Raw genomic sequence first — 24,454 nt, forward strand, 5'->3', positions numbered from 1 at the left:
GACGTTCGCTTGGCTCGCATCGTCCTCAAGATCGACGTCGACACGCTGCGCGGCACGCGCGAAGGCGTGCCGAATCTCGCGCGCATCTTCGACCGCTTCAGTGCGCGCGCGACCTTCCTCTTCAGCCTCGGGCCCGATCACACGGGCTGGGCGCTGCGGCGCGTGTTCCGCCCCGGCTTCCTGAAGAAAGTGTCGCGCACGTCGGTGGTCGAGCACTACGGCGTGAAGCAGCTGATGTACGGCGTGCTGCTGCCGGGCCCCGACATCGGCCGCCGCGCGATCGCCGACATGCGCGCGATTCACGAGGCCGGCTTCGAATGCGGGATCCACACGTGGGATCACGTGTACTGGCAGGACAACGTCCGCGTGCGCGATCGCGACTGGACCGCGCGTGAAATGCAGAAGAGCCACGCGCGCTTCATCGAGATCTTCGGCGCGCCGCCCGTCACGCACGGCGCGGCCGGCTGGCAGATGAACGATTCCGCGTTCGAGCAGATCGACGCATGGGGGATGCGCTACGCATCCGATGGCCGCGGCCATTCGCCGTACCTGCCCGTCGTCAATGGCCGCACGCTGTCGCACGTGCAGATGCCCACCACGCTGCCGACGCTCGACGAAGTGCTCGGCATCGACGGCGTCGACACGCACAACGTCGCCGCGCACATCCTCAAGTTCACCGAAACCAATCCGCACGACCAGGTGTTCACGCTGCATGCGGAACTGGAAGGCCAGAAGCTCGCGCCCGTGTTCGAGCAACTGCTCGCCGGCTGGCGCGCGCAAGGCCACACGTTCGCGACGATGGGCGACTACCACGCAGCGCTGGACCGCGACTCGCTGCCATCGTACCCTGTCACGTGGGGCGAAATTCCCGGCCGCTCCGGCGAACTGATCGTCCAGCCCGACTGAGTTCGCGCGTGCCGGCGTCGCCCGCTGCGCCCTTGCGGCGCACTGCCGCGACGCCCCGCCGAACCGCGCCGCCGCAGCGGCGCCTTTCCATAACAACAGGAGAAACACGTGTCCGTCGAAGTTGACCGTCAAGTTCCCGATTTCACCGCACCGGCCACGGGCGGCGACATTTCGCTGTCCGACCTGAAGGGCAGGAAACTCGTGCTGTACTTCTATCCGAAGGACAACACGCCGGGCTGCACGACCGAAGGGCTGCAGTTCCGCGATCTCTATCCGAAGTTCAAGAAAGCCGGGGCGGAAGTCATCGGCGTGTCGCGCGACAGCCTGCGCTCGCATGACAATTTCAAGGCTAAGCTCGAACTGCCGTTCCCGCTGATTTCCGATGCCGACGAAGCGCTGTGCGCGCTGTTCGATGTCATCAAGATGAAGAAAATGTATGGCAAGGAAGTGCGCGGAATCGAGCGTTCCACGTTCCTCATCGACGCCGACGGCGTGCTTCGCCAGGCATGGCGCGGCATCAAGGTACCGGGTCATGTGGACGACGTGCTAAGTGCTGTACAAGCGCTTTGAGGCGCGTTATATTGGGCCGCAATGAATGCCAGTTCGCCCCATATTTCTCGTAGCTGCGCCGGTGCTCGTTGCGATGCTTGCCGGCACCTGACGCGCATTACGACCGTATCAGCCGAGCCGCATGCCTCTATCGACGAGGCAGCGGCTTTTTTTATGGATTGCGCGCCGGGCCTCGGTCCGGCCCTCACCGCGTCAAGGAGCTGATCGACACTTAGGCGAACCGGCTAGACGAACTTCCTGTGCGCCACCGCGCGCAAACTGCATGCGTCTACGTCACGCAGGATGCGATCAGCGGCGCACGCCATGCGACACGATTCCTCCCGAGGGACACCATGCCTTTGCCTACTCCCCCCAGCAAGCTCGGCAGCCTGCTGCCGCCCGACGAATACAAGGCGAAAGCGCGGCCCGCGAAAGCCGCGAAGAAATCCGCCGAAGGGGACGCATCCACAGCCGGTGACTTTGGTCCGGCGAGCGTGGCCCAACCGATGACCGAAGCCGCGAACACGGCCGCGCCGCTGCGCGCCGTCGCGTCTTCGACGCAAGATGCCGCAAGCACACCCGCACGTGGCCGCAAGACGAAACAGACGGCCGCCCTGCTGCAGCCGATGCCGGCGGCCGCCGAACCCGCGGCACCGATCGTCGCGCGCAACGACAAACCGGCCGCCGACAAACCGGCCGCCACCCCCGCGCGCGATACCGGCGCCGCGACGAAGTCGCGCAGCCGCAAGCCCGCCGAAGCCGAACAGCAGAAGCTGTTCGTGCTCGACACCAACGTGCTGATGCACGACCCGAGCAGCCTCTTCCGCTTCGAGGAACACGACGTCTATCTGCCGATGATGACGCTCGAGGAACTCGACAACCACAAGAAGGGGATGTCCGAAGTCGCGCGCAACGCACGCCAGGTCAGCCGCACGCTCGACGCGCTCGTCGCCGATGCCGGCGCGATCACGGCCGGCATTCCGTTGTCGCGCCTGGGCAGCCGCGAGGCGCTCGGCCGCCTGTACTTCCAGACCAAGCTCGCGGATATCGCGCCCGTCGAAGGCTTGCCCGAAGGCAAGGCCGACAACCAGATCCTCGGCGTCGTGCGCGCGCTGCAGCGCGACCGGCCCGACCGTCAGGTCGTGCTGGTGTCGAAAGACATCAACATGCGGATCAAGGCGCACGCGCTCGGCCTGCCCGCGGAAGACTACTTCAACGACCAGGTACTCGAGGATTCCGATCTCCTGTACAACGGCGTGCGCGAACTGCCGCAGGACTTCTGGACCAAGCATGCGAAGGGCATGGAGAGCTGGCAGGACACGAAGACGGGCACCACGTACTACCGCGTGACGGGCCCGCTCGTCGCGTCGATGCTCGTCAACGAGTTCGTCTATCTCGAGCCGCAGAACGGCGAGCCGACGTTCCATGCGATCGTCCGCGAGCTGAACGGCAAGACGGCGCTGCTGCAGACGCTGCGCGACTACAGCCACCACAAGAACAACGTGTGGGGCATCACCGCGCGCAACCGCGAGCAGAATTTCGCACTGAACCTGCTGATGAACCCCGAGATCGACTTCGTCACGCTGCTCGGCCAGGCCGGTACCGGCAAGACGCTCGTCGCGCTCGCGGCCGGCCTCGCGCAGGTGCTCGACGACAAGCGCTACAACGAGATCATCGTGACGCGGGCGACCGTACCGGTCGGAGAGGACATCGGTTTCCTGCCGGGCACCGAGGAAGAGAAGATGCAGCCGTGGATGGGCGCATTCGACGACAACCTCGAAGTGCTGCAGAAGACCGACGACGCGGCCGGTGAATGGGGCCGTGCCGCGACGCAGGAACTGATCCGTTCGCGCCTGAAGGTGAAGAGCATGAACTTCATGCGCGGCCGCACGTTCGTCGACAAGTACCTGATCATCGACGAGGCGCAGAACCTGACGCCGAAGCAGATGAAGACGCTCGTCACGCGTGCGGGCCCGGGCACGAAGATCGTGTGCCTCGGCAACATCGCGCAGATCGACACGCCTTACCTGACCGAGGGCAGCTCGGGCCTCACGTACGTCGTCGACCGCTTCAAGGGCTGGGGGCACAGCGGCCACGTGACGCTCGCGCGCGGCGAACGCTCGCGGCTCGCCGACTACGCGTCGGACATCCTGTAACGCGGCCAGCCGGCCGATCGGCCGACTGTCGACGCCTCGCGGCGCTCCGGAAACGGAGCGCCGTTTTTATTTGGGGTCGAACACGCAAGTAACGCTTCATCACGCAACAACGCCGTTTACGCGCGAAACTTCAAGTAAATTCTCAAGAATGGTTGCTTAAGCCCCGCGGGAGCGTCTACCATCGGGTCTGTCTGTTGTCATACGATTCGCGAGCGCGCCGCGCTTGCCAGCCTTGCCATGCTTCGAATCTGGGTTCCCGTTGCTGTCGTTTCCCTGCTTGCGGCCTGCTCCAGCGTGCCGCCGCAGTCGGCATCGCGCTCCGACTCGGGCATGAGGATCACGACGCCGCGCGCGTTTCCCGCCCCCGCCAATTTCCCGAAATTCGTCGATCACAGCGTCGGCCAGGAAGAGATCTCGATCCAGGCGATGAGCCTCGTCGGCGTCCCGTATCGCTGGGGCGGCAATACGCCGACGAGCGGCTTCGACTGCAGCGGGCTCGTGCGCTACGTGATTGGCCGCGCGGCCGACGTGAACCTGCCGCGCACGACCGCCGACATGAGCAGCCGCGGCGTATCGATCGACCCGGACCAGATCGCGCCGGGTGACCTGATCTTCTTCAATACGACCGGCCGCGCGCATTCGCACGTCGGCATCTACGTCGGCAAGCTGCGCTTCGTCAACGCACCGTCGACGGGCGGCACCGTGCGGCTCGACTACCTGACGAACCCGTACTGGGCCAAGCGTTTCGACGGTATTCGCCGCGTCGCGCCGCCGCGCGGGGCGCCAACGCCGTTCGACGCGCCGACCTACGAGGCGAAGCGCGACGAGCCGCGCGGCGCGCCGGCGGCCGCACCTGCCCCGGTGGTCGCAACTGCCGCTGCACCGCGGCCGCCTGCCTATGCGTCGTCGCAAGCGAGAGCGACGCAGGCGCCTGCGCCCTCGCCGGTCATCGCTGCCGCGCCGGTCGTGACGACCGCCGCAGCCGCACCTGCGGCCCCGGCCGCCGATCCGTACGAACCGCCGCCACCGCGTATGCAGGCCGCGCAGCAACAGGCAACGTCAATGAATGACGGCATGACCGCGATGACGGCCAATGCAGCGCCAGCCGCCCCTGTGGAGTCCGGCACGCAGATTCCGACGACGGCACTCACGGCCGCCCAGGCCGCCGCGTTCGATGCCGAACCGCCGCCTGCCGCCGCGCCGGCGTCTCCGCGCGGTATCGAGCCCGCACCTGTGCAGGTATTGCGCGCGTCGACGCAATCCGCGCCCGTCCGCCCGCGCACCAGTACGACGGACGATCCGATCGCGCGGTTTGCGAACGGAAGCTACTGACCGGTTGCCCGAACCTCGACAGTAAATGACGTTGGCGGTATCTGCCGCCGCCTCGTCCGCTCCGTCGCAAACTTCCCCGCTCCAAAAGAAAATGCGCCGCAGCCTCTCGGCTTGCGGCGCATCGGATGTCGATCCGGCTACGTCTGCAATCAGAAGATCTGGTGACCGAGCCACCATCCGCCGGCCGCGAACAACGCAGCCGCGGGCAACGTCAGCACCCATGCCCACACGATGTTGCCGGCCACACCCCAGCGCACGGCCGACAGCTTCTGCGTTGCACCGACACCGACGATCGCGCCGGTGATCGTGTGCGTGGTCGACACCGGAATGCCGAGGAACGATGCGAGGAACAGCGTCATCGCGCCGCCGGTTTCCGCACAGAAACCGCCGACCGGCTTGAGCTTCGTGATCTTCTGGCCCATCGTGCGCACGATGCGCCAGCCGCCGAACAGCGTGCCGAGGCCCATCGACAGATAGCACGCGCCGATCACCCACGCCGGCGGCGCATCGGCGGTTGCCGACGCATAGCCCGACGCGATCAGCAGCATCCAGATGATGCCGATCGTCTTCTGCGCGTCGTTGCCGCCGTGCCCGAGACTGTACAGTCCGGCCGACAGCAGCTGCAGCCGGCGGAAGCGCCGGTCCACCTTGCTGGGCGCGGTGCGGAAATACAGCCACGACACGCCGAGCATGAACAGCGAGCCGAGGATGAAGCCGAGCAGCGGCGAGATGAAGATGAACGCGATGGTCTTCAGCAGCCCGTCGATGTTCAGCGAGCTCCAGCCCGACTTGGCGAGCGCTGCGCCGACCAGGCCGCCGATCAGCGCATGCGACGAGCTCGACGGAATCCCGTAGTACCACGTGATCACGTTCCAGCCGATCGCACCGACCAGCGCGCCGAATATGACGTAGTGGTCGACGATCTCGGGGTCGATCGTGCCTTTACCGACGGTCTGCGCGACTTTCAGGTGGAAGATGAAGTACGCGATCACGTTGAACGCGGCCGCGAACACGACGGCCTGCTGGGGCTTCAGCACCCCGGTCGACACGACGGTGGCGATCGAGTTCGCCGCGTCGTGAAAGCCGTTCATGAAGTCGAATACGAGCGCGACGAGCACCAGCGCCGCGACCATCCATAGGGCGAGTTGTATCGAATGCATCGTGGTCCGCTCAGGCGTTTTCCAGCACGATGCCTTCGATGATGTTCGCGACGTCCTCGCACTTGTCGGTGATCTCTTCGAGCAGCTCGTAGATCGCCTTCAGCTTGATGAGCGTCTTCACGTCGTCTTCCTCGCGGAACAGCTTCGACATGGCCGCACGCAGCACGCGATCGGCCTCCGACTCCCAGCGGTCGATCTCCTCGCACTGCTTGAGGATCTGCGCCGACTGCTTCATGTCGGACAGCAATCCGACTGCCTGCTGCACGTGCTGGGCCGACTGCGTGACGATGTGCGCGAGCTGGCTCGCCTCGGACGTGACGGACTGCACGTCGTACAGCGACACCGCCGTCGCGACGTCTTCCATCAGGTCGAGGATGTCGTCCATCGTCGTGATCAGCTTGTGGATCTCGTCGCGATCGAGCGGCGTGATGAAAGTCTTGTGCAGCAGATCGATCGCCTCATGCGTGAGCTTGTCGGCGGCCTTCTCGGCGGTCTGCACGTTTTGCTTGTGAATCTCGGCATCGGCGAGATTGTCGATCAGCAGTTCGAGTTCGCGCCCGCCGGCAACGATGTGCTTCGCGTGCGCGTTGAAGAGTTCAAAGAACTTGCCCTCGGTGGGCATGAATCGACCGAACATGGGATTCCTGAGAGATTGTCAAACTACTGTCACGAAAACGGGCGGTATTGTACCGTTTCCGGTCGCGCCGCGCCGCGCGCATGTGCGCACGGCGGGATTGGATACAACGTTTGGCGATTTAGGACTTTACAACCGGCGTTACTCGCCGTAGAAGGTCTGCGCTCCAGCAAAATTGTCGAACTTCGTGTATTGACCCAGGAACGTGAGCCGAACGGGGCCGATCGGACCGTTACGCTGCTTGCCGATGATGATTTCGGCCGTGCCCTTGTCGGGGCTGTCCGGGTTGTAGACTTCGTCACGGTAGATGAACAGGATCACGTCCGCGTCCTGTTCGATTGCGCCCGATTCGCGCAAGTCCGACATCACCGGGCGCTTGTTCGGACGCTGTTCGAGGCCGCGGTTCAGCTGCGACAGCGCGATCACCGGCACGTCGAGTTCCTTCGCGAGGCTCTTCAGCGACCGCGAGATTTCCGAGATTTCGGTCGCGCGGTTCTCGCCCTGCGACGAACCCGACATCAGCTGCAGGTAGTCGACGATGATCAGGCCGAGCTTGCCGCATTGCCGCGCCAGACGCCGCGCGCGCGAGCGCAATTCCATCGGGTTCAGGCCGCCCGTCTCGTCGATGAAGAGCTGCGCCTCGCTCATCTTCTGCACGGCGTGCGTCAGTTTCGGCCAATCCTCGTCCGTCAGGCGGCCCGTGCGCATCCGGTGCTGGTCGAGCCGGCCGATCGAGCCGAGCATCCGCATCACGAGCTGGGTGCCCGGCATTTCCATCGAGAACACCGCGACCGGCAGCCCGTACTCGACCGCGACGTATTCGCCGATGTTCATCGAGAATGCGGTCTTACCCATCGACGGACGCCCTGCGACGATGATCAGTTCGCCGCCGTGCATCCCTGACGTCATCCGGTCGAGGTCGACGAAGCCCGTCGGCGTGCCCGTGACGTCGCTCGGGTTCGCCGTGTGGTACAGCGTATCGATACGCTCGACGACCTGCGTGAGCAGCGGGCCGATCTCGAGGAAGCCCTGGTTGCCGCGCGCCCCCTCTTCGGCGATCGAGAACACCTTCGACTCGGCCTCGTCGAGCAGCTGGCGGACCTCCTTGCCCTGCGGGTTGAACGCATCGGCCGAGATCTCGTCGGCGACCGACACGAGCCGGCGCAGCACCGCGCGGTCGCGCACGATTTCCGCATAACGGCGAATGTTCGCCGCGCTCGGCGTGTTCTGTGCGAGCGCGTTCAGGTACGCAAGCCCGCCGACGTCGTCGGCCTTGCCGGACGTGGTCAGCGCTTCGTACACGGTCACGACGTCGGCCGGGCGCGTCGACGCGATCAGGCGGCCGATGTGCTCGTAGATGATCCGGTGATCGTAGCGGTAGAAATCGCCTTGCGACAGGAAGTCGGCAATCCGGTCCCAGGCCGCGTTGTCGAGCAACAGGCCGCCGAGCACCGACTGCTCGGCTTCGACCGAATGCGGCGGGACTTTCAGCGATTCGATTTGAGGATCTTGCGGCGCGTTCATGGGTTGGGATTATCGCGAATTACACAGGACGGCGCCATACCGGCCACCGGCGAACGAGCAATAAAAAAGGCAGGCCCCGGTTGCCCGGGCGCCTGCCCTTGTCCGGACGGCGGAAGCCGCCCGGAAAGCTTGCGTACGCTTACGCGTGGTCGCCGATCACGTTGATCGTGACGTCGACGACGACGTCCGTATGCAACGCGACCTGGACGCTGTGCTCGCCGATCATCTTCAGCGGGCCTTCCGGCATGCGAACTTGCAGCTTCTCGACTTCGAAACCTGCCTTCTTCAGCAGTTCCGCGACGTCGCCGTTCGTGACCGAGCCGAACAGACGGCCGTCAACGCCCGACTTCTGCGTGATTTCGAACGACTGGCCGTTCAGCTTCTCGCCGACTGCCTGCGATGCTGCCAGCTTTTCAGCGGCGATCTTTTCGAGTTCAGCGCGGCGAACTTCGAATTCGGCGATCGCTTCCTTCGTTGCACGGCGAGCCTTGCGATTCGGGATCAGGAAGTTGCGAGCGTAACCGTCCTTGACCTTGACGATGTCGCCGAGGTTACCCAGATTGGCGACTTTTTCCAACAGAATGATTTGCATTCGAATTCTCCTTATTGCGTCGCCTGATTACGCCTTGTGCTGATCGGTGTACGGCAGCAGCGCGAGGAAACGCGCACGCTTGATGGCCGTATCCAGCTGACGCTGATAGTGCGCCTTCGTACCCGTCAGACGAGCCGGCGTGATCTTGCCGTTTTCGCCGATGAAGTCCTTCAGCGTTTCCGTGTCCTTGTAGTCGATCTGCTCGACGCCTGCGGCCGTGAAACGGCAGAACTTCTTGCGCTTGAAGAGCGGGTTTTGTTGCTGACGACGCTTGTCGAATTTCTTACCAGTCGGGCGGGGCATGATTTCAGTCCTTTCCAATGTCCTGCAATGCTGTGATGTGAAACACCAAGGTTCTCGCGTTGCGGCTTTTCTTTGCCAGGAAGCCCGTGAACAGCGTTTCGACGCCCATTTCACGACTCTCCAGCCTGCCGCTCGCCTCACCGGCCGCCACCGCCTCGATCGTCATTTCGACCTGACGGGGAATGCCTGCTTCGACGACTTCCGTGCGGTGATGCAATGTGGCGCTTGCGATCGGAACACCTGCCGGCGTGTATCGCACCGGTGCGCGTTCGACGACGCTTGCCGTCAATTGCAACCTGTTCACGTGAGTGACGCGCTCCTTGATGGCTTAATGAGTGACGAACTTAAGCCTGCGCTTCGGTCGGCTGAGCTGCAGCCGCCTTCTTGGCTTCTTCGCGCTGAACTTCCTTCATCATCGGCGACGGGCCGGTTTCGGCCTTCTTCATCTTGACGATGAGGTGGCGCAGCACGGCGTCGTTGAACTTGAACGCGTGTTCGAGTTCGTCGAGCGTCGTCTGGTCGCACTCGATGTTCATGCAGACGTAGTGAGCCTTCGCGAGTTTCTCGATCATGTAGGCCAGTTGGCGACGGCCCCAGTCTTCGACGCGGTGGATCTGACCGCCGTGCGACGTGATCGTGGTCTTGTAACGCTCGATCATCGCGGGCACTTGCTCGCTCTGATCGGGGTGCACGATGAATACGATTTCGTAATGACGCATTACACACTCCTTGTGGATTAAAGCCACCCGGGCGTCTGAACCGGTGTGGCAAGTGAGAAGCCGAAGATTCTAACCCGGATACGGGGCACATGCAAGACCAATCGACGATTCGCACGCGGATTCGGCCGTGTTTTCAACGACTTGAAGGGCGCGCCCGGCAAGCGGGCCGCCCTTCGACTCTCTTTTCCCGGTCAGGGTCGGAACAGAAGCGCGCGGCAGGCCCGCAGTCCGCCGCCGTGCCGTCACTCGGTGCGCGTGACCCCGAGCCGCGCATCGAGCGCGGTCCTGAATGCCGCGAGCGCCGACGGTTCGGCGTCGGTCACGGCCCACCACGTCATCCCGGCCGCGTCCCAGCGGTCGAGCGCGTAGCCCTGCGACACGGTCGTGTACGGCGCCCCCGGCCCCTCCCCGGCCGGCCGCACGTAGACGTCGATCACGTGCTGCCGGTAACGGTAGACGAGCACCGCGACGCGGCGCCGCCCGACGTAGTCGAGCCGGCCGCCGACCAGCGCGAAGCCGTCCGCCGCGAGATCCTCGACCGGCGGCGCATAGTCGATCCGGCCGTTGAACCACGGCTTGACCGTGTGCCGGTCGGTCGAGATCACGTCGATGTCGCGCGCCGACAGGTCGGCCCGCACGTGGCTCGACACGAGCTCGTCGACCGTGCGGTCGGTGTCGGCGTGGCGGGCGGACAACGCCATCCCGCCCGCCGCGGCAAGCGCCACCAGCAGCGCGACACCCCAGCCGAGGCCGGGCAGCGCGGCAACGCGCGGCCCCATGCCGGCCGAAGCCGGGCGTGCCGCCCCGCCCTGGTCCGTCAGCCACGAAAACCAGCGGCGGCCGCGCGGACGCGGCTGCGGCTTTGAGCGCGGTTCGGGCTGCGGCTCCGCCCGCGCCTGCTCGCGCACGGGCGCATCGGCCGCTGTCGGCAGGCTCGCGAGAATGCTGGCCCGCAACGCATCCGGCGCACGGTGATAGTCAGCCTGGCGCACGGCCTGCACCAGCGTGACGATCCGCGCGCGTTCGCGGCGGCACGCTTCGCACCCTTCGACATGCTGCTGGACCCGCAACGCATCGGGCGCCGACAGCTCGCGGTCGACGTCCGCGTCCAGCAACGCTCGCGCTTCGTTACAGTCCATCAATAGCCTCCGATGCGGTTCCGCCAGCCGGCGTACGGCCCGGCCTGCCTTCGGCCGCCGGTGCCGGCGGGCCGCCCAGCAGCGCGGCGAGCTTGCGCCGGCCCCGTGCGAGCCGCGACATCACCGTGCCGACCGGCACGTCCGCGATCGCCGCAATCTCGCGGTAGCTCAGGTCCTCCATCTCGCGCAGCACGAGCACCTCGCGGTATTCGGGCGGCAGCTTCGCGAGCGCTTCGTTCACGAGCCGCACGTTCTCGCCGCGCAGCAGGTGCGCGAGCGGATCGTCGGTCGCCGGTTGCCAGTCGTCGGGCACGTCGGTGTCGTCGAGCGTGTCGGGCAGCGCGACCTCGTGCGCATGCGTGCGGCGTCGCCATTCCGTGTACCAGGTATGGCGCACGATCGTCAGCAGCCACGGCCGCGCGTTGTCGCCGCGACACGAATCGACGAAGCGCAGAGCGCGCATGCACGCGTCCTGGACGACGTCGTCCGCATCGCCGGCGTTGCCGCTCAGCCAGCGCGCGAGGTTGTATGCGGCGTCGAGATGCGGCAGCACGAGCGCACGAAACCGCTCGCCACGCGCAACCGCGTCGTCCGCCGACCGCTCTTCGACCGCCTGTCCGGCTTGCCCCACATGGCCTCCCTGGTCCCGGCGGCCGAAGCCGCGCCCGTTCCGAGCACGGCGCCCGGACAGACCGGCAACGTGCACGCTTGATGACCTTACCGTCGTTGCGTCGAGTTTATTCCCGCGCCGCGCGGCTGAAGCGCAAATAAATCGCCAAACAGCCCGGTGGTCAGGCCGTCCGTGCCGGTTACGGCGTGGTGCTCCAGTAGCCCGGGCTCGCGTAAGCGGCGCGCAGGTAGTCGATGAAGTAGCGCACGCGCGCCGGCACATAGCGCTGCTGCGGGTAGACCGCGAGGATGTCGTAGTCGGGCAACGCATATTCGTCGAGCACGGTTTCAAGCTCGCCCGTCTCGAGCTGGGCGGCGATTTCCCACGTCGAGCGCCAGCCGAGCCCGAGACCTTCGGCCACCCAGCGGTGCAGCAGTTCGCCGTCGTTGCAGTCGAGATTGCCTGCGACGCGCATCGTCGCGATCTTGCCGTGGCGCTGGAAATACCAGCCGCGGTTCTGCCCGCCCTGGAGGTTGAACGCCAGGCAGTTGTGCTTGAGCAGGTCGTCGAGCGACTTCGGCCGGCCGTGCTGGCGGAAATACCCGGGCGTGCCGCATACCACGCGCCGGTTCGACGCAAGCTTCACCGCGACGAAGTTCGGATCGACGGCCCCGCCGATCCGGATCGACAGGTCGTAGCCTTCGCGCACGAGATCGACGACGCGATCGGTCAGGTTGAACGACAGCTGCATCTCGGGCTTGTCGGCCAGAAAGCCGGGCGCGTGCGGCGCGACGTGCTTGCGCCCGAATGCGGCCGGCGCGGACACGATCAGGTGCCCGCTGACCGCGCGCCGCCCGGCGGCCAGTTCGTTCTCGGCCTGGTCCCATTCGGACAGGAGGCCGCGGCAGCGCTCGAGGAACGCCGCGCCCTCCTCGCTGACCACCAGCCGCCGCGTCGAGCGGTACATCAGCTTCACGCCGAGACGCTTTTCGAGCGCGTCGATGCGTCGCCCGAGCACCACCGGCGACACGCCCTCCTCGAGCGCCGCCGCCGCCAGGCTGCCGGCATCGGCCACGCGCACGAACGTCTCGATCTGCTTGAAGCGGTCCATCTCCCGTCTCCGTCTCTGTTCCGGCGCCAGTGGAAAGCCCGCCAGGCCGTCATTCCATACTTTTAGTTTCGAAAAAAGCGACTCCGGCTGATCTTATCAAACCTTTCATGCATCCCTAAAGTGTCCCCAACAGACCCACTTGCAAGATCCACCCCATTCAAGGAGACATTCATGGCCAAGATGAGAGCCGTCGACGCAGCTGTGCTCGTGCTCGAGAAAGAAGGCATCCAGACCGCGTTCGGCGTGCCGGGCGCGGCGATCAACCCGTTCTACTCGGCCATGCGCAAGTCGGGCGGCATCAGCCACGTACTGGCACGCCACGTCGAGGGCGCGTCGCACATGGCCGAAGGCTTCACGCGTGCGGCCCCGGGCAACATCGGCGTGTGCATCGGCACGTCGGGCCCCGCCGGCACCGACATGATCACGGGCCTCTACTCCGCCTCGGCCGACTCGATTCCGATCCTCGCGATCACGGGCCAGGCACCGCGTGCCCGCCTGTACAAGGAAGACTTCCAGGCCGTCGACATCGAATCGATCGCGAAGCCCGTCACGAAGTGGGCCGTCACCGTGCGCGAGCCGGCGCTCGTGCCGCGCGTGTTCCAGCAGGCATTCCACCTGATGCGCTCGGGCCGTCCGGGCCCGGTGCTGGTCGACCTGCCGATCGACGTGCAGCTCGCCGAAATCGAATTCGACATCGACACGTACGAACCGCTGCCGGTCTACAAGCCCGCGGCCACCCGCGCGCAGATCGAGAAGGCGCTCGCGATGCTCAACGACGCGGACAAGCCGCTGATCGTGTCGGGCGGCGGCGTGCTCAACGCAGCGGCCGAAGACCTGCTCGTCCAGTTCGCCGAAACGATCGGCGTGCCGGTGATCCCGACGCTGATGTCGTGGGGCGCGATTGCCGACGACCATCCGCTGATGGCCGGCATGGTCGGCCTGCAGACGTCGCACCGCTACGGCAACGCGACGATGCTCGCGTCCGACTTCGTGCTCGGCATCGGCAACCGCTGGGCGAACCGCCATACGGGCAGCGTCGAGGTCTATACGAAGGGCCGCAAGTTCGTGCACGTCGACATCGAACCGACGCAGATCGGCCGCGTGTTCGGCCCGGATCTCGGCATCGTGTCGGACGCGAAGGCCGCACTGGAGCTGTTCGTCGCCGTTGCACAGGAATGGAAGGCCGCCGGCAAGCTGAAGGACCGCAGCGCGTGGGTGTCGGAATGCCAGGAGCGCAAGCGCACGCTGCAGCGCAAGACCCACTTCGACAATGTGCCGGTCAAACCGCAGCGCGTATACGAAGAGATGAACAAGGTGTTCGGCCGCGATACCTGCTACGTCAGCACGATTGGCCTGTCGCAGATCGCCGCCGCGCAATTTCTGCACGTGTTCAAGGCACGCAACTGGATCAACTGCGGCCAGGCCGGCCCGCTCGGCTGGACGATCCCCGCCGCGCTCGGCGTGCGTGCAGCAGACCCGGGCCGTCCGATCGTCGCGCTGTCCGGCGACTACGACTTCCAGTTCATGATCGAGGAACTGGCGGCCGGCGCGCAATTCAAGCTGCCGTACGTGCACGTCGTCGTGAACAACTCGTACCTCGGGCTGATCCGCCAGGCGCAGCGTGCGTTCGACATGGACTACTGCGTGCAGCTCGCGTTCGACAACGTGAATGCGCCGGAACTGAACGGCTATGGCGTCGACCACGTGGCCGTCGCGGAAGGCCTCGGCTGCAAGGCGCTGCGCGTGTTCAAGCCGGAAGAGATCGAGCCGGCGCTGCGTCAGGCGCAGACGCTCGCGGAAGAGTTCAGCGTGCCGGTGGTCGTGGAAGTGATCCTCGAGCGCGTGACGAACATCTCGATGGGCACCGAAATCGACGCGATCAACGAATTCGAGGATCTCGCCGAAAAGGCCGAGCACGCACCGACCGCGATCTCGATGCTCGACTGAACCGCACGACATTTTTGACTGACCGACCGAAGAGGCTTAGCTCATGCCGAAGTTTGCTGCAAACCTGACCATGCTGTTCAACGAAGTGCCGTTCCTCGACCGCTTCAAGGCGGCCGCCGATGCGGGCTTCGACGCCGTCGAGTTCCTGTTTCCGTATCCGTACGCGAAAGAGGAACTCGCCGAGCGGCTCGAGACGCATCGCCTGCGCCTCGTGCTGCACAACCTGCCCGCCGGCAACTGGGACCAAGGCGAGCGCGGCATCGCGTGCCTGCCTGACCGCGTCGGCGAATTCCAGGAAGGCGTCGGCCGTGCGATCGAGTACGCGAAGGCGCTGAAGGTGCGGCAGTTGAACTGCCTCGTCGGCATCCCGTCGGCCAGCACGGCGCGCGACAAGACGTTCGTCACGATCGTCGACAACCTGCGCTTTGCCGCCGATGCGTTGAAGCGCGAAGGCATCCGCCTGCTCGTCGAGCCGTGCAACAGCTTCGACATCCCGGGCTTCGCGCTGAACCGCTCGTCCGAAGGGCTCGACGTGATCCGCGCGGTCGGCTCGGACAACCTGTTCCTGCAGTACGACATCTATCACATGCAGCGCATGGAAGGCGAACTGGCCGCGACGATCGAACGCAACCTCGCGTCGATCGGCCACGTCCAGCTTGCGGACAACCCGGGCCGCAACGAGCCGGGCACGGGCGAGATCAACTACGCGTTCCTGTTCGCGCTGCTCGACCGGCTCGGCTATGCCGGTTACGTCGGCTGCGAATACAAGCCCCGCACCACCACGACGGAAGGCCTCGGCTGGCTGCAAAGCGTCGCCGGCTGCGCACCCGGCTCGGCGCGTCGCGCCGCCTGAGTCGCGCCCTTCCCGTTTTCAGCCCTATAGGAGACTTTCACATGGCAACCATCGGTTTCATCGGCCTCGGCATCATGGGCGCGCACATGGCGCGCAACCTGCTCAAGGGCGACCACCAACTCGTCGTGAACGGCGCGTTCCCGATCCCGGACGACCTGCGCACGAGCGCGAAGGTCGTCGCGAACTCGACCGAAGTCGCACGGAACGCGGACATCATCATCTCGATGGTGCCGGACACGCCCGACGTGCGTAACGTGCTGTTCGCCGACGACGGCGTCGCGAAGGGCCTGACGGCCGGCAAGCTCGTGATCGACATGAGCTCGATCTCGCCGCTCGACACGCAGGAATTCGCGAAGCAGATCAACGCACTCGGCTGCGACTACCTCGACGCGCCGGTGTCCGGCGGTGAGGTCGGTGCACGCGAAGCGACGCTGACGATCATGGTCGGCGGCCCGGAGGCGGCATTCGAGCGCGCTAAGCCGCTGTTCGAGAAGATGGGCAAGAACATCACGCTCGTCGGCGACAACGGCGCGGGCCAGACCTGCAAGGTCGCGAACCAGATCATCGTCGCGCTGAACATCGAGGCGGTCGGCGAAGCGCTGCTGTTCGCCGCACGTTCGGGTGCCGATCCGGAGCGCGTGCGCCAGGCGCTGATGGGCGGCTTCGCCGCCTCGCGCATCCTCGAAGTGCACGGCGCGCGGATGACGAAGCGCACGTTCGATCCGGGCTTCCGCATCGAGCTGCACCAGAAGGACCTGAACCTCGCGCTCGACGGCGCGCGCAAGCTCGGCCTCGCGCTGCCGCATACGGCCAGCGCGCAACAGCTGTTCAGCGTGTGTGCATCGCACGGCGGCAAGGCATGGGATCACTCGGCACTCGTGCGTGCGCTCGAGATCATGTCGAACTTCGAGATCGGCCAGACGCCGGCCGCGTAACGCGGCTGCAACGATGCGCGTTTCCGCTGCGATGGCGGACGCGCGCGACAGACACACGTGACCGGCACGGCCGGTCGCATCGATGCGCGACACGCTCGCGCATCACGGTGGGGCGCCCCGCCCTGCACTGCCGACGGCACGCGGGACGGGGCGAAAAACGCCGCTCTGGGCTGAGAGCGGCGTGGTGGGGTCCGCAGCGGCACCCGGCGACGCCGGGGAAGCCTTGGTCGGTCAGACGTCGTCGTCGGGTGTCCGCCTGTCGGATTTCGCGTATTACATTTCTTTACGTTCAAGCGTGCGATTTTTCATGCAATCGTCGTCATGAACGCCTACACTTTCGCCACGCCTTTCGAGAAAACCGCCGCGCTTGCGTTCACCTCCGGTGACCGCGCCCAGCGCGGTGTTTTTTTCGCCACTTCACGGCGCGTTTTCTTTTCAACCACCTAAGGAGTGCAACGATGGGTCTTCTTTCGTTTATCAAAGAGGCGGGTGAAAAACTGCTGGGTCATGCCGATGCGCAAGCCGCGGAAGATCCGAATGCCGCAAACCAGACCGCGGCCGATGCCATCAAGAACTACATCAACACGCAAGGTCTCGACACGTCGAACCTGACCGTGGCATTCGACGGCGCGTCGCGCACCGTGACGCTGTCGGGCAGCGTCGCCGACCTCGACACGAAGGCCAAGGTCAAGGTCGCGGCCGGCAACGTGCAAGGCGTCGCGGGCGTCAACGACGACGATCTGCAGCCGGACGATCCGGAAGTGCAGTACCACGACGTGAAGCCGGGCGACACGCTGTCTGCGATCGCCAAGGAAGTCTACGGCGATGCGAACAAGTACCCGGCGATCTTCGAGGCGAACAAGCCGATGCTGTCGAGCCCGGACCGGATCTACCCGGGCCAGAAGCTCGTGATTCCGCCGCAGTCCTGAGCATTGTTGCCGGACAGACGGACGCAAGAAGGCAGGCCATTCGGCCTGCCTTTTTTCATGGTGACACGCGCGGCCCGCGCCGCGCGTAGCGGTCAGCCGTTCACAGCGTATCGAACGTTCGTTGCAGAGCGTCGCGGCCGTGAATGCCGTTCGCGAGCGCGAGCATCAGCAGCACGCGCGCCTTGAACGGGTTCAGCGACCCTGCGCTCACGAAGCCGAGCGCATCGTCGCTCGCCGCGCCGTTGCGCATCACGTGCCCCGAACCGACGCGCGACGCGCGAACCACCGCAACGCCCGCATTCGCCGCATCGGCCAGCGCCGCCTGCAGCGTCGCATGGATCGAGCCGTTGCCCGTGCCCGCGACGACGAGACCACGCACGCCGGCCGCGACCAGCGCATCGACGGCCGTCCGCGTCACGCCCGCGTAGCTCGCGACGACTTCGACGGGCGGCCACGCGGCGGCGATTGCCAGTTGCGTGTCGCGCGACCGCGTGACGCGGCGGGCGAATTCGACCCGGCCGTCCTGCACCCAGCCGAGCGCACCGAGCTCCGGCGACTGGAACGCATCGACCGCATAGGTGCTCGTCTTCACGACGTCGCGCGCGCCGTGGATCCGGTTGTTGAATGCGACCAGCACGCCCTGCCCGCGTGCGGACGGGTGCGCGGCGACCGTCACCGCGTTCAGCAGGTTCAGCGGGCCGTCGGACGACAGCGCGGTCGCCGGCCGCATCGCGGCCGTCAGCACGACCGGCTTGTCGCCGTTGACGACCAGATGCAGCGCATACGCGGTTTCCTCGAGCGTATCGGTGCCGTGGGTGATCACGATGCCGTCGACCGCCGGGTCGGCGATCAGCGCGTCGATCCGCGCGGCGAGCTTATTCCACAGCGGCAGCGCGAGATCCTTGCTGTCGATGCTGGCGATCTGCTCGGCGTCGATGCGCGCGACGGACGCGAGCGCCGGCACCGCGTCGACCAGGAAATTGACGCCGAGCGCGCCGGCTTGGTAGCCGGCCGTGCTGGCCGCGTCGGGCGCGGCACCGGCGATCGTGCCGCCGGTGGCGAGCACGGCGATGCGCGGCAGGGCCGCCGCGGACGAAGGGGATGCGGAATTCGAAGTATTCATGGCCGCGATTGTAAAGGCTTGCGGCCGGGTTCCGGCGCGGCGACCGTGGCCGGCCGCCGCGCATCATGGTTTGTCCCGATCGTCCGGTCACCCGTGCCGTCAACGGCCGTGGCGTCCGCAACGTTATAGAAAGTGCCGTTTTGGTGTTTTCACATTGATTTGCCATAATCGGAGCGCGCTGTGCGATGCGACCCTATCGTCATTGCACGGTGCTTCGTGACGGCGTCGATAACACGCAATTCACCCCATGGGAGTGTCGAAATGAAAATCCAATCGCTCGTAGCCGCAGTGCTTCTCGGCGGCATGCTGGCTTCCCCCGCGTTCGCGGCGAACAGCCAGCAGGACAAGATGAAGGCCTGCAACACCCAGGCAGCCGGCAAGACGGGCGATGAACGCAAGGCGTTCATGAAGGACTGCCTGTCGGCGAAGCCCGCGAAGGCCATGTCGCAGCAGGAAAAGATGAAGGCGTGCAACACGCAGGCCACCGGCAAGAAAGGCGACGACCGCAAGGCGTTCATGAAGAGCTGCCTGAGCAACGCGCCGGCCGCCTGAGTTCCGGCGCTCCCGTATCGAATGCCGCGCACCGCTTTGGCGGGCGCGGCATTTTTGTTTTCGTTGCACGCGCATCGACGCGCCCCGCCCCCGCGCTTCTTCCGCGCTTTTGAAACGCCTCCCGCCCTGCTTTCCCGGCTCGCCGTGCCGGCGCCGCCACATGGTGCGGCAATTCGCCGCGTTTTCTTCTATGATGGCTGCAACGCGGCCCATCCAAGTACAAGAAGCGCCATCGGGCCGCCCTCGAGACAGACGCGCACACGCGTCAAACGGAGGCATGGATGGCATGGAGACAACACCGCTGGTTCCGCCGCTGGCTGATCGTGATCGTGTTCTGGGCCGTGCCCGTTGCGATCGTCGCCGTGCGCGAGATCCGCGAGGAAATGGCGTACAACAAGGCGGACCTGCAACTCGCGCTGACCACCTGGCAGCTCACCGATGCACAGCAGGCCGCCGGCGCCGCCGCGAAGTGCCACGGGGATCCTGACGAGGCGCGCGCGGCCGGTTGCCCGGCCGACGTGCTCGCCGCCAATGCGCCGCGGCAGCAGGCGGCCCGCGACGAATACGTGGTGCGCCGCAGCACGCTCGCGAGCTACCTGTGGCACGCGTTCGTCGGCTACTGGGTCGTGCCGGCCGCGTTCCTGTTCGCCTGCGGCGTCGTGATCGCGCTGATCCGCCGCGCGCTGCGCCGCCCCCCGATCAAGCCGCCTGTTCCGCCCGTCACGCACTGATGCGCGCGGCAGGCGCCGCCGTCCGACCACCGTGTTTCCCGCATGCCGATACGACGTCGGCGCGCGGGTACCGGTTCGTCCGTTGGCGCACCGCGACATCCCCGGGCGATTTGACGCTTTTTCACGTCGCTTCGAAAAAAGGCTGTAATCCGCTGTGATATAACTGCCGACGTGATCCGTTCCCTGAGCGAGACTCACTCCGAACATCATCCGATGGAGAAGAACGATGCAAAAACGGAATCTTGTGCTGAAAGCCGCCGCTGCGCTCATCGTCGGTAGCCTCGCGCTCACCGGTTGCACCACCACCCCTGACAAACCGGACAACGCCGCAACGAACGCGTCGAAGCGCCAGGCAATCGACTCGAGCGTCGACGCAACGCTGTCGCGCATGTACTCCACGGTCAAGGGTTCGCGCGAACTCGTCGCGAAGTCGCGCGGCGTGCTCGTCTTCCCGGACGTCATCCAGGCCGGCTTCATCGTCGGCGGCCAGTCCGGCAACGGCGCACTGCGCGTCGGCGGCAGCACGGTCGGCTACTACAACACGTCGTCGCTGTCGGTCGGCCTGCAGGCCGGTGCGCAGTCGAAGGCGATCGTGTTCCTCTTCATGACGCAGGAAGCGCTCGACGAATTCCGCGGTTCGGACGGCTGGGCAGCCGGCGCCGGCGCGTCGGTCGCGCTCGTGAAGATGGGCGCGAACGGCGCGGTCGACACGACCACGGCCACCGCGCCGGTCCAGGTCGTCGTGCTGACGAACGCGGGCCTGATGGGCGACGTGTCGATCAACGGCACGAAGGTCACGAAGCTGAAGATCTGACGCTCGCGCACCGCCCGTGCGCACCGCGCGCGGGCCATGCACAAACGGCGATGTCCTTGCGGGCATCGCCGTTTTTCTATCCGCGCATCTATCCGCGCACGTCCTGCGCCTCGCGCGTCAGGTCGTCGAGTCGATCACCTTGAAGCGCGAGCGCTTCTGCGCACGGATCAACGACTGGTAGACGTCGACATACTGCTGCGCCATGCGGCGCGACGTGAAGCGTTCCTCGAAGCGCTGCCGCACGCGCGCACGCGGCAGCAGGTGCAGCCGGTTCACGGCGGCCACCGCGCTGATTTCGTCCTCGACGATGAAACCCGACACGCCCTCGTCCACCACTTCCGGCACCGCGCCGCGATTGAACGCGATCACCGGCGTGCCGCACGACATCGCCTCGATCATCACCAGGCCGAACGGCTCCGGCCAGTCGATCGGGAACAGTAGCGCATGCGCGCCCGACAGGAACTCTGCCTTCTGGTGATCCGCGATCTCGCCGATGAATTCGACGTGCGGCAACGCGAAGAGCGGCTTGATCTCGCGCTCGAAGTATTCCTGGTCGGCCGCGTCGATCTTCGCGGCGATCCTGATCGGCAGCCCGCACTGGCGGGCGATGCGGATCGCCGTGTCGACACGCTTCTCCGGCGAAATGCGGCCGAGGAACGCGAGATAGCGCGGCTCGACGGGCTGCGGCATGTACAGCGTGTCGGGCAGCCCGTGGTAGACCGTCGTCAGCCATTTCGCCTGCGGCAGCGGCTGGCGCTGCGAGTTCGAAATCGAGATCACCGGCGCCGTGTTGAAGGTGTCGAACACCGGCTGCTGCTCGGGCAGGTCGAGCCGGCCATGCAGCGTCGTCACGTACGGTGTTTCCTGCCGGTTGAAGACCGAGAACGAGTAGTAGTCCATGTGGAAATGGAGCACGTCGAAGTCCTTCGCGCGGCGCGCGACCGTCTCCATCAGCAGCATGTGCGGAGCGACCCGGTCGCGGATCGACGAATCGAGCCGCAGCGCGCGCGGCCAGACCGGCTCGAGCTTCGCCCGCGTCGTCGAATCGCCGCTCGCGAACAGCGTCACATCATGGCCGAGCTCGACGAGCGCCTCGGTGATGTAGGACACGACGCGCTCCGTGCCGCCGTACAGTTTCGGCGGCACGGATTCGGTCAGCGGCGCGATCTGGGCAATTCTCATGGTCCACGTCTCCTGTGTCCTGTCCGTCGCCACACGGCCGGCGGGCCTTTGGGCTTTCGCCCCCGCTCGCCCCCATGCAGCGCTGGCCGGCACGGCGCCAGCCGGATATCTCTTCATTATTCGCGATCCCGCTGCGCGGAACCGCCCGTCTTTCATTTTATGGGTGTTGTTACAGGCAGGATACATTCCGCCTTCCGGGCCGATCCGGCCCCGATGCGACGATCGCGCCCGAACGCGTGCCGCCGCCCTGCCCGTCAGCGCGACGGCCACTTCCATGGCGGCAGGTCACGCGTGTCGGCATCGACGAGCCCCGTCGCGCCGAGCTGCTTGTCGAGCACCAGCGATTCGCAGCCGGCTTCGCGCTCGAGCGTCGCGATGAGCCGTGCCGCATGCGACACGACGAGCACCTGCGAGCGCTGTGCCGCCTGCGCGATCAGGCGGCCAAGCGCCGGCAGCAGATCGGGGTGCAGGCTCGTCTCCGGTTCGTTCAGCACCATCAGCGCGGGCGGGCGCGGCGTCAGCAGCGCGGCCGCGAGCAGCAGGTAGCGCAGCGTGCCGTCCGACAGCTCGGCCGCCGCGAGCGGCCGCAGCAGCCCTGGCTGGCGCATCAGCACGTCGAAGCGGCCGCGGCCGCCCGGATTGTCGATCTCGACCGACGCGCCGGGAAACGCGTCGTCGATCGCCGCGTCGAGTGCCGCGCCGTCGCCGATCTCGCGGATCGTCTGCAGCGCGGCGGCCAGGTCGGCGCCATCGTCCGCGAGCACCGGCGTATGGGTACCGATGTGCGACTGCCGCGCGGGCGCCTGCGCGTCGGTCCGGAAGTGGTCGTAGAAGCGCCACGAGCGGATCCGTTCGCGCACTGCGATCATCTCGGGCGCGCCGGTCGGATCGGCGAACTCGGTCATCATGCTGTCGAAGCTGGCCACCGGCTGCGGAATCGTCTGCCAGTCTCCCGATGCGGTGCGCGCACGGATCTGCGCGCCCTGCCGGTCGACCAGCAGCGTCGACGGGCGCAGCAGCGCGCCGCCCCAGATGCACTCGCGCTTGACCACCGGGTCGAGCGAGAACTGCGAATTGCTCGGCAGCGGCAGACCGAGATCGATCGCGTAGCCGAAATCGTCGCAGGCGAAGCCGAGTTTCAGGCTCACGGGCCCCTTGCGCACCGTGCCGGTCACCGGCACGTCGCCGTCCAGCATCGCCCGCGAAAATCGCTCGGGACCGGCCCACAGCGTCGACGGCAACCCGCCTTCGCGGGCGAGCGACGGGATCACGCGCCCCTGCGCGGTGTCGGCGAGCAGCCGCAGTGCGCGGTACACGCTCGACTTGCCGCTGCCGTTCGGCCCGGTGACGACGTTGAGCGCCGCGAGCGGCACGATCAGCTCGCGCAGCGAGCGGTAATTGGCGATGGCAAGCGATTTCAGCGCGGTCATGACGAGGGTGACGGTATGCGGGCCGCTTTCAGCGGCCTTCGGCGGCCTGTGGATCGGCCGCGGTATTGGCCGCGGTGCTGGCGGCAGGCTGCCGCGCGTGCGGCCGTTCGGGATTCGGCGCGTCCGGCGCGGCATCATGCGGATACAGTTCCATCCGGCTGCGCGGCAGGCATTGCGGATAGCGGCCCTGCAGGTAGGCGATCAGCCCTTCGCGCACGCGACAGCGCAGGTCCCAGCACGATGACGAATCGGCCGCGCTGACGAGCGCACGCAACTGCATCGTGCGTTCCGTCGCGTCGGTCACCTGCAGCACCTGCACGCGGCCGTCCCACTCCGGCGCCGCGTGGACGAGCCGCGCGAGCTCCTCGCGCAGCGGCGCGAGCGGCGTGCGGTAATCGACCGACAGGTAGACCGTGCCGATGATTTCCGAACTGCTGCGCGTCCAGTTCGTGAACGGGTTCTCGATGATCCATTGCAGCGGCACGACGAGGCGCCGCTGGTCCCACAGCCGCACCGACACGAACGACCCGGTGATTTCCTCGATGCGTCCCCACTCGCCCTGGATCACGACCACGTCGTCGAGCCGGATCGGCTGCGTGAGTGCAATCTGCAGCCCGGCGATCAGGTTGCCGAGCACCGGCCGTGCGGCAATACCGGCGACCAGGCCCGCGACACCGGCCGACGCCAGCAGGCTCGCGCCGACCTGGCGCACGTTCGGGAACGTCATCAGCGCGGCGCCGGTGCCGATGATCACGATCAGCACCATCACGGTCCGCACGAGCACCTTGGCCTGCGTATGGATGCGCCGGGCCTGTAGGTTGTCGGACGTATCGATCGGATGCGCCTGGATGATGGCGTCGCCGACGCCGGCGGCGAGCCGCACCAGCAGCCACGTGAGCGAAATGATGGAGCCGACCGCCGCCGCCGTGCGCATGCCGCGCACGAACGACATGCCGTCGTCGGCCTGGACCCACAGGAATTCGAGCGCCAGCAGCGCGAGTACGGCGAGCGACGGCCTGTCGATGTAGCGCAGGATCGCGCTCATCAACGGATACGGCTGCGCGATGCGCTTGACGATGCGTGCGCCGAGACGGTGCACGACCGTGACGACCAGCAAGACGATGACGGACACGGCCAGTGTGCCGAGCCATGAATGCAGCGGCGCATCGGTGATGCGCTGCAGTTCCTCGATTGAAATCATCGGCGCCCGTGGGTTATGAGGC

The 24,454-nt window shown here is 66.2% G+C and carries 26 protein-coding genes and 1 pseudogene; 12 read left to right on the forward strand and 15 right to left on the reverse strand.

Annotated elements, in window-relative coordinates:
- Positions 1-9: 9 nt before the first annotated feature.
- Together C5O79_RS30530 and C5O79_RS30535 are read left to right on the forward strand one after the other, a co-directional pair.
- Positions 10-906, forward strand: coding sequence for a polysaccharide deacetylase family protein (locus C5O79_RS30530; protein WP_046545884.1), 897 nt, complete (start codon positions 10-12; stop codon positions 904-906).
- Between the two features lie 108 nt (positions 907-1,014).
- Positions 1,015-1,476 carry a peroxiredoxin gene (locus tag C5O79_RS30535; protein WP_031403668.1) on the forward strand — a complete coding sequence of 154 codons (462 nt, stop codon included), beginning with the start codon at positions 1,015-1,017 and terminating at the stop codon, positions 1,474-1,476.
- A 192-nt stretch (positions 1,477-1,668) separates the two neighbouring features.
- Here the strand turns inward: C5O79_RS30535 and C5O79_RS38690 are convergent.
- Positions 1,669-1,913, reverse strand: a pseudogene (locus C5O79_RS38690) (hypothetical protein); the annotation flags it as partial.
- Here C5O79_RS38690 and C5O79_RS30545 point away from each other — a divergent pair.
- Positions 1,809-3,611 carry a PhoH family protein gene (locus C5O79_RS30545; protein WP_047850771.1) on the forward strand — a complete coding sequence of 601 codons (1,803 nt, stop codon included), beginning with the start codon at positions 1,809-1,811 and terminating at the stop codon, positions 3,609-3,611. The pseudogene C5O79_RS38690 and the gene C5O79_RS30545 overlap by 105 nt on opposite strands.
- A 237-nt stretch (positions 3,612-3,848) precedes the next feature.
- Complete coding sequence (locus C5O79_RS30550) at positions 3,849-4,943, forward strand: C40 family peptidase (RefSeq protein WP_047850770.1); 1,095 nt, start codon at positions 3,849-3,851, stop codon at positions 4,941-4,943.
- 149 nt (positions 4,944-5,092) lie between these two features.
- On the opposite strand, the gene C5O79_RS30555 is transcribed toward C5O79_RS30550, so the two are convergent.
- The 10 genes from C5O79_RS30555 to C5O79_RS30600 form a co-directional block, all read right to left on the reverse strand.
- A complete protein-coding gene (locus tag C5O79_RS30555; RefSeq protein WP_046543500.1) occupies positions 5,093-6,103 on the reverse strand; it encodes an inorganic phosphate transporter in 1,011 nt (336 codons plus the stop codon).
- A gap of 10 nt (positions 6,104-6,113) precedes the next feature.
- Positions 6,114-6,740 carry a DUF47 domain-containing protein gene (locus tag C5O79_RS30560; protein WP_046545887.1) on the reverse strand — a complete coding sequence of 209 codons (627 nt, stop codon included), beginning with the start codon at positions 6,738-6,740 and terminating at the stop codon, positions 6,114-6,116.
- A 138-nt stretch (positions 6,741-6,878) separates the two neighbouring features.
- Positions 6,879-8,261, reverse strand: a complete 1,383-nt coding sequence (locus C5O79_RS30565; protein ID WP_006486249.1) for a replicative DNA helicase — start codon at positions 8,259-8,261, stop codon at positions 6,879-6,881.
- A gap of 139 nt (positions 8,262-8,400) precedes the next feature.
- Positions 8,401-8,853 carry a 50S ribosomal protein L9 gene (rplI, locus tag C5O79_RS30570; RefSeq protein WP_039366989.1) on the reverse strand — a complete coding sequence of 151 codons (453 nt, stop codon included), beginning with the start codon at positions 8,851-8,853 and terminating at the stop codon, positions 8,401-8,403.
- Between the two features lie 27 nt (positions 8,854-8,880).
- Positions 8,881-9,156, reverse strand: a complete 276-nt coding sequence (rpsR, locus tag C5O79_RS30575; protein ID WP_006486248.1) for a 30S ribosomal protein S18 — start codon at positions 9,154-9,156, stop codon at positions 8,881-8,883.
- A 4-nt stretch (positions 9,157-9,160) separates the two neighbouring features.
- A complete protein-coding gene (priB, locus tag C5O79_RS30580; protein WP_011657069.1) occupies positions 9,161-9,460 on the reverse strand; it encodes a primosomal replication protein N in 300 nt (99 codons plus the stop codon).
- A gap of 40 nt (positions 9,461-9,500) precedes the next feature.
- Positions 9,501-9,875, reverse strand: a complete 375-nt coding sequence (rpsF, locus tag C5O79_RS30585) for a 30S ribosomal protein S6 (RefSeq protein WP_006402295.1) — start codon at positions 9,873-9,875, stop codon at positions 9,501-9,503.
- Between the two features lie 242 nt (positions 9,876-10,117).
- Positions 10,118-11,014 carry an anti-sigma factor gene (locus tag C5O79_RS30590; RefSeq protein WP_122474015.1) on the reverse strand — a complete coding sequence of 299 codons (897 nt, stop codon included), beginning with the start codon at positions 11,012-11,014 and terminating at the stop codon, positions 10,118-10,120.
- Positions 11,004-11,645, reverse strand: coding sequence for an RNA polymerase sigma factor (locus tag C5O79_RS30595; protein ID WP_122474016.1), 642 nt, complete (start codon positions 11,643-11,645; stop codon positions 11,004-11,006). The genes C5O79_RS30590 and C5O79_RS30595 overlap by 11 nt, the downstream gene beginning before the upstream one ends.
- A gap of 178 nt (positions 11,646-11,823) precedes the next feature.
- A complete protein-coding gene (locus C5O79_RS30600) occupies positions 11,824-12,735 on the reverse strand; it encodes a LysR family transcriptional regulator (RefSeq protein ID WP_039366999.1) in 912 nt (303 codons plus the stop codon).
- Between the two features lie 171 nt (positions 12,736-12,906).
- Here C5O79_RS30600 and gcl point away from each other — a divergent pair, with 171 nt between their 5' ends.
- From gcl to lysM, 5 genes are all read left to right on the forward strand, one after another.
- The gene (gene gcl, locus C5O79_RS30605; protein ID WP_039367001.1) at positions 12,907-14,682 is read left to right on the forward strand and encodes a glyoxylate carboligase; all 1,776 of its coding nucleotides are present in this window, start codon (positions 12,907-12,909) and stop codon (positions 14,680-14,682) included.
- Positions 14,683-14,725: 43 nt separating this feature from the next.
- On the forward strand, positions 14,726-15,535 hold the full coding sequence (gene hyi, locus C5O79_RS30610; protein ID WP_046545891.1) for a hydroxypyruvate isomerase: 810 nt from the start codon (positions 14,726-14,728) through the stop codon (positions 15,533-15,535).
- 41 nt (positions 15,536-15,576) lie between these two features.
- Complete coding sequence (locus C5O79_RS30615; protein ID WP_046545892.1) at positions 15,577-16,470, forward strand: 2-hydroxy-3-oxopropionate reductase; 894 nt, start codon at positions 15,577-15,579, stop codon at positions 16,468-16,470.
- Positions 16,471-16,791: 321 nt separating this feature from the next.
- Positions 16,792-16,917: a hypothetical protein gene (locus tag C5O79_RS38860; protein WP_256093589.1), complete on the forward strand. Its 126-nt coding sequence runs from the start codon at positions 16,792-16,794 to the stop codon at positions 16,915-16,917.
- An 11-nt stretch (positions 16,918-16,928) separates the two neighbouring features.
- Positions 16,929-17,399, forward strand: a complete 471-nt coding sequence (lysM, locus tag C5O79_RS30620; protein ID WP_021162125.1) for a peptidoglycan-binding protein LysM — start codon at positions 16,929-16,931, stop codon at positions 17,397-17,399.
- 100 nt (positions 17,400-17,499) lie between these two features.
- Here lysM and C5O79_RS30625 read toward each other — a convergent pair whose 3' ends face one another.
- Positions 17,500-18,522: an asparaginase gene (locus C5O79_RS30625; protein WP_047850767.1), complete on the reverse strand. Its 1,023-nt coding sequence runs from the start codon at positions 18,520-18,522 to the stop codon at positions 17,500-17,502.
- 261 nt (positions 18,523-18,783) lie between these two features.
- On the opposite strand from C5O79_RS30625, the gene C5O79_RS30630 reads away from it, so the two are divergent.
- The 3 genes from C5O79_RS30630 (at position 18,784) to C5O79_RS30640 (ending at position 20,619) form a co-directional block, all read left to right on the forward strand.
- Positions 18,784-19,074 (forward strand): PsiF family protein, encoded by a 291-nt coding sequence (locus C5O79_RS30630; RefSeq protein ID WP_039367016.1) that lies wholly within the window; start codon positions 18,784-18,786, stop codon positions 19,072-19,074.
- Positions 19,075-19,355: 281 nt separating this feature from the next.
- Positions 19,356-19,805, forward strand: a complete 450-nt coding sequence (locus C5O79_RS30635; protein WP_039367018.1) for a membrane protein — start codon at positions 19,356-19,358, stop codon at positions 19,803-19,805.
- Positions 19,806-20,031: 226 nt separating this feature from the next.
- Positions 20,032-20,619, forward strand: coding sequence for a YSC84-related protein (locus tag C5O79_RS30640; protein ID WP_039367021.1), 588 nt, complete (start codon positions 20,032-20,034; stop codon positions 20,617-20,619).
- 117 nt (positions 20,620-20,736) lie between these two features.
- Here C5O79_RS30640 and C5O79_RS30645 read toward each other — a convergent pair whose 3' ends face one another.
- The 3 genes from C5O79_RS30645 to C5O79_RS30655 form a co-directional block, all read right to left on the reverse strand.
- Positions 20,737-21,801, reverse strand: a complete 1,065-nt coding sequence (locus C5O79_RS30645; protein WP_122474017.1) for a glycosyltransferase family 4 protein — start codon at positions 21,799-21,801, stop codon at positions 20,737-20,739.
- Between the two features lie 254 nt (positions 21,802-22,055).
- Entirely contained in the window at positions 22,056-23,231 is a 1,176-nt protein-coding gene (locus tag C5O79_RS30650; RefSeq protein WP_047851136.1) for an AAA family ATPase, read from the reverse strand.
- A 28-nt stretch (positions 23,232-23,259) separates the two neighbouring features.
- The gene (locus C5O79_RS30655; protein WP_122474019.1) at positions 23,260-24,432 is read right to left on the reverse strand and encodes a mechanosensitive ion channel domain-containing protein; all 1,173 of its coding nucleotides are present in this window, start codon (positions 24,430-24,432) and stop codon (positions 23,260-23,262) included.
- Positions 24,433-24,454: the final 22 nt, after the last annotated feature.

This window comes from Burkholderia sp. SRS-25, from assembly GCF_004343765.1.
Lineage (GTDB): Bacteria > Pseudomonadota > Gammaproteobacteria > Burkholderiales > Burkholderiaceae > Burkholderia > Burkholderia contaminans.

Coding starts and splice junctions, on each gene's coding strand:
- C5O79_RS30545 (WP_047850771.1), top strand. CDS start 1,809: ATGCCTTTGCCTACTCCCCCCAGCAAGCTCGGCAGCCTGCTGCCGCCC.
- C5O79_RS30550 (WP_047850770.1), top strand. CDS start 3,849: ATGCTTCGAATCTGGGTTCCCGTTGCTGTCGTTTCCCTGCTTGCGGCC.
- C5O79_RS30555 (WP_046543500.1), bottom strand. CDS start 6,103: ATGCATTCGATACAACTCGCCCTATGGATGGTCGCGGCGCTGGTGCTC.
- C5O79_RS30560 (WP_046545887.1), bottom strand. CDS start 6,740: ATGTTCGGTCGATTCATGCCCACCGAGGGCAAGTTCTTTGAACTCTTC.
- C5O79_RS30565 (WP_006486249.1), bottom strand. CDS start 8,261: ATGAACGCGCCGCAAGATCCTCAAATCGAATCGCTGAAAGTCCCGCCG.
- rplI (WP_039366989.1), bottom strand. CDS start 8,853: ATGCAAATCATTCTGTTGGAAAAAGTCGCCAATCTGGGTAACCTCGGC.
- rpsR (WP_006486248.1), bottom strand. CDS start 9,156: ATGCCCCGCCCGACTGGTAAGAAATTCGACAAGCGTCGTCAGCAACAA.
- rpsF (WP_006402295.1), bottom strand. CDS start 9,875: ATGCGTCATTACGAAATCGTATTCATCGTGCACCCCGATCAGAGCGAG.
- C5O79_RS30590 (WP_122474015.1), bottom strand. CDS start 11,014: ATGGACTGTAACGAAGCGCGAGCGTTGCTGGACGCGGACGTCGACCGC.
- C5O79_RS30600 (WP_039366999.1), bottom strand. CDS start 12,735: ATGGACCGCTTCAAGCAGATCGAGACGTTCGTGCGCGTGGCCGATGCC.
- gcl (WP_039367001.1), top strand. CDS start 12,907: ATGGCCAAGATGAGAGCCGTCGACGCAGCTGTGCTCGTGCTCGAGAAA.
- hyi (WP_046545891.1), top strand. CDS start 14,726: ATGCCGAAGTTTGCTGCAAACCTGACCATGCTGTTCAACGAAGTGCCG.
- C5O79_RS30615 (WP_046545892.1), top strand. CDS start 15,577: ATGGCAACCATCGGTTTCATCGGCCTCGGCATCATGGGCGCGCACATG.
- C5O79_RS38860 (WP_256093589.1), top strand. CDS start 16,792: ATGAACGCCTACACTTTCGCCACGCCTTTCGAGAAAACCGCCGCGCTT.
- lysM (WP_021162125.1), top strand. CDS start 16,929: ATGGGTCTTCTTTCGTTTATCAAAGAGGCGGGTGAAAAACTGCTGGGT.
- C5O79_RS30625 (WP_047850767.1), bottom strand. CDS start 18,522: ATGAATACTTCGAATTCCGCATCCCCTTCGTCCGCGGCGGCCCTGCCG.
- C5O79_RS30630 (WP_039367016.1), top strand. CDS start 18,784: ATGAAAATCCAATCGCTCGTAGCCGCAGTGCTTCTCGGCGGCATGCTG.
- C5O79_RS30635 (WP_039367018.1), top strand. CDS start 19,356: ATGGCATGGAGACAACACCGCTGGTTCCGCCGCTGGCTGATCGTGATC.
- C5O79_RS30640 (WP_039367021.1), top strand. CDS start 20,032: ATGCAAAAACGGAATCTTGTGCTGAAAGCCGCCGCTGCGCTCATCGTC.
- C5O79_RS30645 (WP_122474017.1), bottom strand. CDS start 21,801: ATGAGAATTGCCCAGATCGCGCCGCTGACCGAATCCGTGCCGCCGAAA.
- C5O79_RS30650 (WP_047851136.1), bottom strand. CDS start 23,231: ATGACCGCGCTGAAATCGCTTGCCATCGCCAATTACCGCTCGCTGCGC.
- C5O79_RS30655 (WP_122474019.1), bottom strand. CDS start 24,432: ATGATTTCAATCGAGGAACTGCAGCGCATCACCGATGCGCCGCTGCAT.